The sequence below is a fragment of the Flavobacterium sp. genome, from assembly GCF_021151785.1.
Taxonomy (GTDB): Bacteria; Bacteroidota; Bacteroidia; order Flavobacteriales; family Flavobacteriaceae; genus Flavobacterium.
In genome coordinates this window covers 1-9775 of the sequence record NZ_JAGKWP010000086.1, presented here as the reverse complement: position 1 = coordinate 9775, position 9775 = coordinate 1, and the positions used below count along the sequence as shown (strand labels likewise).

The window sequence follows — 9775 nt, the reverse complement described above, 5'->3', positions numbered from 1 at the left end:
CATTCAATTTTGTTGATTTTATTTACTATAAATACAATTTTTCGAGATTAACATTGGCAGCGTGGGATGTTTTTAAGCACGAAAATTCTAAAATTAGCATGCTTTTTAGATTTTTATATACTTATTGGGATGTTTTGTTGTTGTTTTTTCTAATGGCTTTTTTATGGATATTTCTATATAAAAAAGTGAAAGTAAAGCATAATTTGACAGAACATTCTAAGTGGAAGTATGTTTTTTCATCAATTATTGGTGTTCTATTAATTGCCACAATAACTGTTGGTGGTATTAGAGGTGATTTTAAAAAAAGTACAAGACCTATCAATTTAGTTGATGCAAATAGGCATGTAACAAAAACTCAACATGCGGATATTGTTTTAAATTCAGCTTTTACTTTTTTAAGAACATTAGGAGTTAATTCATTTAAAAAAACAGACTTTAATATTCCAAATAAAGTTGTAGTTTCAAATTTTAATCCAATAAAAAAATATGCAAATAATCCTTCCTCTAAACCCAACATTGTTTTGATTATTACAGAAAGCTTTGCCAAAGAATATGTTGGTTCATTCAATAAAGACATTGATTTGAAAGACTATAAAGGATATACGCCTTTTATTGATTCATTGGCTAAAAGCAGTTTGATTTTTACAAATGCCTATGCAAACGGTTACAAGTCGATACATGGAATGTCTTCTATCATTTCAGGAATACCAAGTTTTCAAGATGCTTTTACATCGTCACCATATGCCAAACAGAAAATAGAGTCTTTGGTTTCATGTTTAAAATCAGAAGGATATGACACTTCATTTTTTCATGGAGCACCTAATGGTTCAATGGGTTTTTTAGGCTATGCTAATATTCTAGGTTTTGACCATTACTATGGCATGACTGAATATGGAAATGATAAAGATTTTGATGGCTCTTGGGGGATTTGGGATGAGCCTTTTATGCAGTTTATGAACGCAACAATTAGCAAGAAAAAACAACCTTTCTTTTCTACTTTATTCACAGTAACATCTCATGAACCTTATGTCGTGCCCGAAAAGTACAAAGATAAGTTTCCAAAAGGAGACGTTCCCATTCATCAATGTATCGGTTATACAGATTATGCTTTTAAGAAGTTTTTTGAATCAGCAAAAAAACAGCCTTGGTATAATAATACTATTTTTATAATTACTGCAGACCACTGTAATCAGGTGTTTTATGGAGACTATTTTTATAATAAGATTATTAATAGAAGTGCAGTGCCAATTTTGATTTTTAAACCTAATAGTAATTTAGTGGGTGAAAATAAAGAAATTGCTCAACATATAGACATTTATCCTACTGTTTTAGATTTAATTGGGTATAAAAAACCATTCAGAAGCTGGGGGAGAAGTTTAGTGAGTAAAAATAAAGATGAAGTTCCATTTTTAATTAATTATAATACAAATACATATCAATTTATGCGAGGTAACTATATTTGTATGTTTGATGGAAAAAAAGCGGTCGGTTTTTATAGTATTCAAGATAAAGAGTTGAAAAATAATCTTATTAAAAAAAGGAATCAAGAAATGAATAATATGGAGATTGCCTGTAAGGCCTTCCTTCAAGATTATTTTAATAGAATCATTGATAAAAAATTAACCTCAAAGTAAACGTATTATGTGGAAAAAAATAATAATTGCAATAGTTGTTTTGGCTGCTTTGATTTTTGGTAAATCTTACGTTTATGATTATAAAATTAATCATAATTTAGAAACAATTACAGAAGGGAAAGTTTATAAAAGTGGCGTTATACCTCCTGATGAGTTACCAGATTACATCAAAAAATACAATATTAAAAGTGTGGTGGATTTACGATTTCCGGGTACTGGAGATGATGTGAACAATCCGGAAGTTCCTGCTGAACTTACTGCTGAAAAAGAAGCAATTGCAAAAATACCTGGGGTGAATTATTTTAACAATGGTTCCGATCAAGTGCCTGCAAAAAAGAATTTGGATTATTTTTTTAAGATATTAGACGATCCAAAAAATTATCCTGTCTTAATCCATTGTTATCATGGTGTGGGAAGAGCAGAGATATATTCAGCCATCTATCGAATTGAATATGAGAATTGGGATCGAGACAAAGCACGAACAAGTACTCGTTTTTTAACCAAATGGAGCGCTTTTGATTTAGGAAAACCTAAAGGTGATTTTTTACATACGTATATCAAAAGAAAAGATTCAGTAAAATAGTATGCGTCTAAAAATAGTAATATTATTTATTTTCGTTTTATTCTGTGAAAAAGTTTATTCACAAAACAATGGATTTTATAAATTAAAAAACGATGTTAAAATTACTGAAATTGAATTTTATATACCTGAAAATCACAGGTATAGATTAGATAAATCTCATACGTTACTGAAAGTTGTTTTTCACTTAATTAATGATACTTGTTGTGTTAAAAAAACGTATTCAGATGATAAAGTGGAGCAATTATCTGATGAGCAATTGTTGAAATTTGAACCAATTCAATATGATTTAAAGCTGGATAAAAAAGTTTTTTTTGATATAATTGATATAATTCAAAGTGTAGATTTTGACAGTTTTGAACAACAAGATTTTAATTTATTTGATGGATTTACTTATTATTTAAGATTTGGTAATCATACTATACTTTTTGATTATCAATTTTATGGTTTAAGTGTCAATAAAAGTAATGATGCTAAAATTATTTATAATTTGTTTGAAGAAATATGGGAGAAATATAAATAATCTAAACCAATCCCATACCTAATAAAACGGCAAAAATTACTAACATCACAGCTACAATATTTTGAATGGTAGCAATAGTTACTTTTTTAACCAATTTAGTTCCAAAATAAATGCCTACAAAAGCTGATAAAGTGGCAACTACAATTAAATTGAAATCAATTTGATTGTGATATTGTGTAATTTGATGACTATACACGCTCAATCGAGAAAGATCTATCAAGCAGGCTATTGCTACTCCTGTCGCAATAAAAGCTTCTTTAGATAATCCAACTTTAGTTAAAAAAGCACTTCGTAGTGCGCCTTGATGTCCTGATAATCCACCAAAAAAACCACTTAAAATTCCACCAAGTGCAATATATTTTTTGTCGAATTGCAGGTTTTTTAATTTTGGAATTAATTCAAATAAAGCAAAAAAGAGTAAAACGACTGCAATTGTTAGTTTAACCAGATTGGTTTCCAAAACCTTTTCACCCAATTGGTATTTTATAAAATTATAAGGAAAATTGAGGTGTTGTAGTGTTTTTGCACCTAAAAATGAAAAAAGCAGTGCTGGTACTCCAAAGCCCAACACTACTTTTTTATCTATGTTTTTAAAAACTAATCCTAATTTAAAAATATTATTTAAAAAATGGACAATTGCTGTTAAAGCTATAGCAATTTCAATTGGAAAGAACAATCCAAAAGCAGGCAATAATATTGTTCCAAGTCCAAACCCTGAAAAAAAGGTAAGTGCTGAAGCAAATAAAGCAACTAAGGGGATTATAATGTATTCCATTTTTGAATTATGAAGGTAGAATTTAGAATTCAGAACTATAAAAGTTTCTAAATTCTGAGTTCTAAGATTTATATTCCGTTTATAATTCCAAAGAAATCATTTGCTTGTAAGGATGCTCCACCAATTAAGCCTCCATCAACATCGGGTTTAGAGAAAATTTCTTTAGCATTATCTGGCTTAACACTTCCTCCATATAAGATAGTTACATTTTCTGCGACTTCATTTCCAAAAACTTTATCCACTAAATTTCTAATGAAAGCATGCATTTCTTGTGCTTGTTCAGGAGTAGCTGTTTCTCCGGTTCCTATCGCCCAAACAGGCTCATATGCTAATACTATATTTTTCCAATTTTCTTTTTCAATATGAAATAAACCGTCTCGTAATTGAAATTCAACAATATTAAAATGATTGTTGTCTTGACGATCTTTTAATTCTTCTCCAAAACAGAAAATTACAGTCATGTCATGTTTTAAAGCCGTATCGACTTTGTTTGCTAATAAAGCATCTGTTTCATGAAAATATGCTCTTCTTTCACTGTGTCCAAGAATTACAGTATTTACTCCTATACTGGTTAACATGTTTGCTGCTACTTCGCCCGTAAAAGCTCCACCTTCCGCTTGGTGCATATTTTGAGCAGCAATTTTAATAGTTGTACCCTCCACTAACTCAACTGCTTTTGCTAAATAAGGATAAGGTGTAGCTAAAATAATTTCTGCGTTATTATTTGGTTTACTTGTTTTTATTTCGTTGATAAGAGTTATCGCTTGTGGATAATCTTTATTCATTTTCCAATTACCCGCAACTATATTTTTTCTCATTATTTTATTTGTTTAATGTTTCTTCAATTTTAGGATCAGTAGATTCTGTAGCTTTGTATAGGGCTATTTTACCAGTTTTATCTATAATCATGTATCTTGGAATCCAATCTAATTTTATAGACTTACCAAATTTACCTTTCATACCATCAGGAATTAAATAATGTTCTCCTTTTACTTGATGCTTTTCTATTCCGCTTAACCATGATTCGTATGTTTTGTCACATGATAAATTTAAAAATACAACGTCAGAACCATAGACTTCATGTAATTCTTTTACAAAAGGCATTCCCTTTATACAATCAGGACACCAAGAAGCCCAAACTTCAATGAATATTGTTTTTCCTTTATATTGGTCTAAAATTTGACTGAATTTGATTTCTTTATTGTCTTTATCTTTAAATTTAGTTTCCAATGTTTTTTTCGAAAACTCAGTTTCTTGTGCTTGGCAAGACCAAAATGAAACTAATAAAGCAAATGCTGCAATAATTTTTCTCATAACTGTAATTTTATTTGATTATTTGTCTGTATAAGGTTGATTAATTAATTTTTCGAACGCTTTTTTATTGAACGCTTTTTCAGCTATTCCATCATAAAATTTAATAACATTTCCATTCCATAAATAGATAACACCAGGAGTGTCTCTACCTGAACCTAATTTTGTCCAAAACGGAATAACATCTATCACTTTATATGGAAATTGATGTCCTACAAATTGAAAAAAATCTGGAATTTTTTCTGCTTCTTCATTCATGAAAACAATACGAACTTCAGGGAAATCTTTATATTTCTTGCGCATTGCATTCAATTCTTTGGCAGTCTCCCTACAATGTTCACAGCCTGGAACAAAAAAGCAAAATATTTTTTTCCCTTTATCAATATCGCTGTAAAACTCTGCATAACTTGATTTTGTTGGTTTCGGTTCAGCTATCTTTTTATTATCAACATTGGCTGTTTTTTTATTCTTAGTAGAGTCTACCTTTACTTCGGGTAGGGTATCTAAGTTGATTTCATTAACAATGTTCGTAAGACTATCGTTTTTTTTGTCGAACGCAGGCATAGTGTTTATACTAGTTGATGCTTTCATAGGAGCTAACATGAATAATCCTAAGACACAGGCAATGGTTATGGTCGTTAGTATCCAAATGTTTGATTTAGAATCTAGAGTTTGTATTTTCCATAAACCTATGAGTAAACCAATAGCAATTATGTTTTTAATAATAGCTTCTACAGGAGTCATTGGTAATAATTCACCAAAACACCCACAATTACCTACATTACCACTTACCCATGTTTCATAACTTAAATGAAGGATAAAAATGACTAGTAATCCAATTGTTGAAGGTATTGTAATTTTTTTTAGATAGTTGTTGTTTAATAATAGAAATCCTAAGGCAAATTCAATTCCAATTAACGTTCGAGAAAAATAGGAAGCCAATTCTTCCGAAAATCCTAGTGGATATAATTGTTTTACTTCAAAAGTAGAAATAGCAAAATTGGGAGAAAAATCAATAAATGGGAATTCAGGAATCCAACCTTTTGCAATTTTTGCTAATGCCGAAATCAAGAATAATGCGGCAATAGTTACTCGTAATACCCAAGCTAATTGTTCTTTTTTCATAGTTTTAGTGGATTTTTACAAATGTAAATAGGGTAATTGATTTACTATGTTAATAAGATGTTATTTAAAAGCGTTCAAATGAATTAGAGCAAAAACAGCATAGTTAATCATATCTTGATAATTGGCATCAATACCTTCAGACACAATAGTTTTTCCCTTGTTGTCTTCAATTTGTTTAACACGAAGCAGTTTTTGAATAATTAAATCGGTCAAGGAGCTTACACGCATATCTCGCCAAGCTTCACCGTAATCGTGATTTTTGGCTTCCATGAGTGCTTTAGTTATGGCGATTTTTTCATTATATAGTTGAATAGCTTCTTCGGCAGATAAATCGGGTTGTGTTGCTACACCTTTATCCATTTGAATTAAAGCCATAGCGCAATAGTTTATTATTCCAATAAATTCACTAGTTTCATCTTCATCTACTTTTCGTGTTCCATTTTCTTGTAAACTTCTAATTCGTTGCGCTTTAATGAAAATTTGATCAGTCAAAGATGGTAATCGTAATACGCGCCATGCAGTTCCATAATCTTGAGCTTTTTTTGTGAATAATTCGCGGCAAGCGGTTATTACTTTATCATATTGTTCAGCGGTATTCGTCATTATTTGAATTATATTTGTAAAGTTCAAATATAAGCAAAAAATACAATGTTGACAATAAACTGCAAGGGTAGGCTGATAGATTTATCACATCCAAAAATTATGGGTATTTTAAACATAACTCCTGATTCTTTTTATGATGGTGGTACTTTAAAAGTAGAACATGAAGTGATTGAACGCGTAGCTCATATGTTAGAAGAAGGTGCCGATTTTATTGATATTGGTGGCTACTCAAGTAAACCAGGAGCTGCTTTTGTAACCGAAGAGGAGGAAATTCAAAGGGTTTTGCCTATAGTGAAATTAGTTCTAAACCATTTCCCAGAGACATTACTTTCTATTGATACTTTTAGAAGTGAGGTTGCAAAGCAAACTATCGAAGCTGGTGCTGCTATTATTAATGATATTTCTGCCGGATTTTTAGATGAAATGATGATACCAACAATAGCTCAACTGCAAGTGCCCTATATTATGATGCACATGAGAGGTACTCCTGAAACTATGCAATCTTTAACTAATTATGACGATTTAGTAAAAGAAATCAATTATTATTTTTCTAATCAAATAACTTATGCAAGAAGTTTAGGAATAAATGATATTATTTTAGATCCTGGATTTGGTTTTGCTAAAACTAGGGAGCAAAATTTTGAATTATTACAGAAAATGGAACTTTTACAAATAGCGGGTTTACCTCTTTTAGCTGGAATTTCTAGAAAGTCGATGATTTATAAAACATTAGAATGCACTCCTCAAGAAGCCTTGAATGGAACTACATTTTTACATGCATTCTGTTTACAAAAAGGAGCGTCTATTTTACGTGTTCACGATGTGAAAGAAGCGGTGGAATGTGTGAAATTGATTAGACAATTTGGTAATTAGTCGATGTGCCAATTAGTCGATGTGCTTATTGATCTATATTGACGAAAGAAATTTTTTAATTTTTAAATGTAATTCTTTTTCTTGATTCTGATAAATCATTCTAAACCATAAAAATATAATGGTATATAATATCGGAAGAATAAGTAATTTGATTTTGAAACTACAATAACATCGTCTGTATGTAAAATTAATTTATTTTTAAATTAACTAAATTGGACTTATTAATTATGATGATACGGCTCATTGTTTAAAATAGTAAAGCCTCTATAAATTTGTTCAATCACGAATAAACGCACCATTTGATGGGAAAATGTCATTTGTGATAAGGAAACTTTGCCTTGTGCTTTTTGATACACTTCTTCCGAAAAACCATAAGGGCCACCAATAACAAATGCTAATGTTTTAATTCCTGAATTCATTTTCTTCTGTAAGAAATCGGAAAAACCAACACTATTGAATTCCTTTCCATTTTCATCTAAAACAATCAATTGGTCGGTTGGGGTTAATTTTGATAAAATCAATTGTCCTTCTTTGATTTTTTGTTCACTTTCCGATAAGTTTTTAACGTTTTTGATATCTGGAATGATATCTAATTCAAATTTCACATAAAATCCCAATCGTTTGGTGTATTCATCTATTAAAGCTTGTAGATTCTTATTATCGGTTTTACCTATTGCAATAAGTTTAATGTTCATTTTAATTTAGAATTTAGAAATATGAATTCAGAATTTTTTAAAATAAAAATGCAGAACATAAAATTAAATTCTGCATTTTTCTAAATTCTAATTTCTGAATTATTATTCTGCCATGGTATGGAAAACGTTCATTACATCATCGTCTTCCTCTATTTTTTCTAATAACTTCTCCACATCAGCAACTTGCTCAGGAGTTAATTCTTTGGTTACTTGTGGAATTCTGTCAAAACCAGACGATAAAATTTCTAGTCCTCTATTTTCTAATTCTTTTTGGATAGCACCAAAGCTTTCAAAAGGAGCGTACATAACAATTCCGTCCTCATCGGCAAAAATTTCTTCTACACCAAAATCAATCATTTCTAATTCTAATTCTTCAACATCTTGGCCTTCAGCTGGAATTCTAAAATTGCAAGTATGGTCAAACATAAATTCAACTGAACCTTGAGTACCTAGTGTTCCGTTACATTTGTTGAAGTAACTTCTAATGTTTGCAACTGTTCTGTTATTGTTGTCAGTAGCTGTTTCAATTAAGATTGCTATTCCATGAGGTGCGTAGCCTTCAAATAAAACTTCTTTATAGTTAGCAGTGTCTTTATCAGTAGCTTTTTTTATGGCACGTTCAACATTGTCTTTTGGCATGTTTGCAGCCTTTGCATTTTGCATTACGGCTCTTAATCTTGAATTGGTTTCAGGATTAGGTCCACCTTCCTTAACTGCCATTACAATATCTTTACCAATCTTTGTAAATGTTTTGGCCATTGCAGACCAACGCTTCATTTTGCGGGCTTTTCTAAATTCAAACGCTCTTCCCATTTCTATATGAGTTTATGGTTGTATAACAAATCTTAAATACTAGGTGCAAATTTAAGAAATATTAAGAAATAAAAAAAGAGGCCTAAGCCTCTTTTGGATAAGTAAGTTTGCCAATAAATCCTGGCATCCTTTTACCTTGTATGTCATAAATTGCTTTAACCCAAAGTACCCCCATCATAGGAAAGACAATAAAAGATAATTTATTAAAATTCCATGCACCAGCAAAGTCAAAATGTAAAAGATGCATAATAGCTTTTGTTAAACCACAAGCATAACATTCTATTCCAGCCAATTGTACTGATAAACAAATGCTTTCACCTTTATCAAAGAAGTCTACAGGGAAAAACAACAAAGCTATTGGAGCTATTATTGTTACAATATTTGAGATATAAAAAAGTAATTTACGAACTAAACTCATTATTTCTAATTATAATGTTTTAGAATAACTTCCGTTTTTAGGTTGTAAGTCTCCAGTAATAATTCTGATTAAATCAATAAGTGCCCAGATTCCACATCCACCAAGAGTTAACAACTGAACGATACCTTGCCAAGTGTAACCTAAATAAAATCTGTGGATTCCAATACCACCTACAACAATACATAAAATTAAAGCAATAACTTGACTTTTTCCTTCAGCTGCTGCTGCTGGTGAAGTAAATTCGTCTTTTTGATTTTCTACAACAGTAGTGTTGTTTGTAGTTGTTCTTTCAACAGGGAAAGAAGCATAAGAAACAGTTAATGCTCCAAATACGAACATTAAAAGTGTTAAAAATAATTTGATTTTCATAATAAAAATGTTTTAGTTTGTAGCAAAAATATTAATTCTAACTAAATATCCAAATG

The 9775-nt window shown here is 30.4% G+C and carries 13 protein-coding genes; 4 read left to right on the top strand and 9 right to left on the bottom strand.

All coding sequences use genetic code 11. The features are described from left to right. From QZ824_RS09080 to QZ824_RS09070, 3 genes are all read left to right on the top strand, one after another. The coding region (locus QZ824_RS09080; RefSeq protein WP_291275703.1) for an LTA synthase family protein at nucleotides 1–1634 on the top strand (1634 nt) is incomplete at its 5' end. A gap of 7 nt (nucleotides 1635–1641) precedes the next feature. Further along, on the top strand, nucleotides 1642–2217 hold the full coding sequence (locus tag QZ824_RS09075) for a dual specificity protein phosphatase family protein (protein WP_291275702.1): 576 nt from the start codon (nucleotides 1642–1644) through the stop codon (nucleotides 2215–2217). 1 nt (nucleotide 2218) lies between these two features. Next, on the top strand, nucleotides 2219–2737 hold the full coding sequence (locus tag QZ824_RS09070; protein ID WP_291275701.1) for a hypothetical protein: 519 nt from the start codon (nucleotides 2219–2221) through the stop codon (nucleotides 2735–2737). A 1-nt stretch (nucleotide 2738) separates the two neighbouring features. On the opposite strand, the gene QZ824_RS09065 is transcribed toward QZ824_RS09070, so the two are convergent. The 5 genes from QZ824_RS09065 to QZ824_RS09045 form a co-directional block, all read right to left on the bottom strand. Beyond that, complete coding sequence (locus QZ824_RS09065; RefSeq protein ID WP_291275700.1) at nucleotides 2739–3512, bottom strand: sulfite exporter TauE/SafE family protein; 774 nt, start codon at nucleotides 3510–3512, stop codon at nucleotides 2739–2741. Between the two features lie 68 nt (nucleotides 3513–3580). Further along, nucleotides 3581–4330 carry a triose-phosphate isomerase gene (gene tpiA / locus QZ824_RS09060; RefSeq protein WP_291275699.1) on the bottom strand — a complete coding sequence of 250 codons (750 nt, stop codon included), beginning with the start codon at nucleotides 4328–4330 and terminating at the stop codon, nucleotides 3581–3583. A 4-nt stretch (nucleotides 4331–4334) separates the two neighbouring features. Beyond that, nucleotides 4335–4826, bottom strand: a complete 492-nt coding sequence (locus QZ824_RS09055; RefSeq protein WP_291275698.1) for a TlpA disulfide reductase family protein — start codon at nucleotides 4824–4826, stop codon at nucleotides 4335–4337. A gap of 18 nt (nucleotides 4827–4844) precedes the next feature. Beyond that, nucleotides 4845–5948: a MauE/DoxX family redox-associated membrane protein gene (locus tag QZ824_RS09050; protein WP_291275697.1), complete on the bottom strand. Its 1104-nt coding sequence runs from the start codon at nucleotides 5946–5948 to the stop codon at nucleotides 4845–4847. 60 nt (nucleotides 5949–6008) lie between these two features. Further along, nucleotides 6009–6551, bottom strand: a complete 543-nt coding sequence (locus QZ824_RS09045) for a DUF1599 domain-containing protein (RefSeq protein WP_291275696.1) — start codon at nucleotides 6549–6551, stop codon at nucleotides 6009–6011. Nucleotides 6552–6599: 48 nt separating this feature from the next. On the opposite strand from QZ824_RS09045, the gene folP reads away from it, so the two are divergent. After that, nucleotides 6600–7424, top strand: coding sequence for a dihydropteroate synthase (gene folP / locus QZ824_RS09040; RefSeq protein ID WP_291275704.1), 825 nt, complete (start codon nucleotides 6600–6602; stop codon nucleotides 7422–7424). A gap of 221 nt (nucleotides 7425–7645) precedes the next feature. On the opposite strand, the gene rlmH is transcribed toward folP, so the two are convergent. The 4 genes from rlmH to QZ824_RS09020 form a co-directional block, all read right to left on the bottom strand. Further along, nucleotides 7646–8119 (bottom strand): 23S rRNA (pseudouridine(1915)-N(3))-methyltransferase RlmH, encoded by a 474-nt coding sequence (gene rlmH, locus QZ824_RS09035; protein ID WP_291275695.1) that lies wholly within the window; start codon nucleotides 8117–8119, stop codon nucleotides 7646–7648. 102 nt (nucleotides 8120–8221) lie between these two features. Further along, complete coding sequence (locus tag QZ824_RS09030) at nucleotides 8222–8932, bottom strand: YebC/PmpR family DNA-binding transcriptional regulator (RefSeq protein ID WP_291275694.1); 711 nt, start codon at nucleotides 8930–8932, stop codon at nucleotides 8222–8224. An 82-nt stretch (nucleotides 8933–9014) separates the two neighbouring features. After that, complete coding sequence (locus tag QZ824_RS09025; protein WP_291275693.1) at nucleotides 9015–9350, bottom strand: DUF2752 domain-containing protein; 336 nt, start codon at nucleotides 9348–9350, stop codon at nucleotides 9015–9017. A 9-nt stretch (nucleotides 9351–9359) separates the two neighbouring features. After that, nucleotides 9360–9719 (bottom strand): TM2 domain-containing protein, encoded by a 360-nt coding sequence (locus QZ824_RS09020; RefSeq protein WP_291275692.1) that lies wholly within the window; start codon nucleotides 9717–9719, stop codon nucleotides 9360–9362. Nucleotides 9720–9775 lie beyond the last annotated feature (56 nt).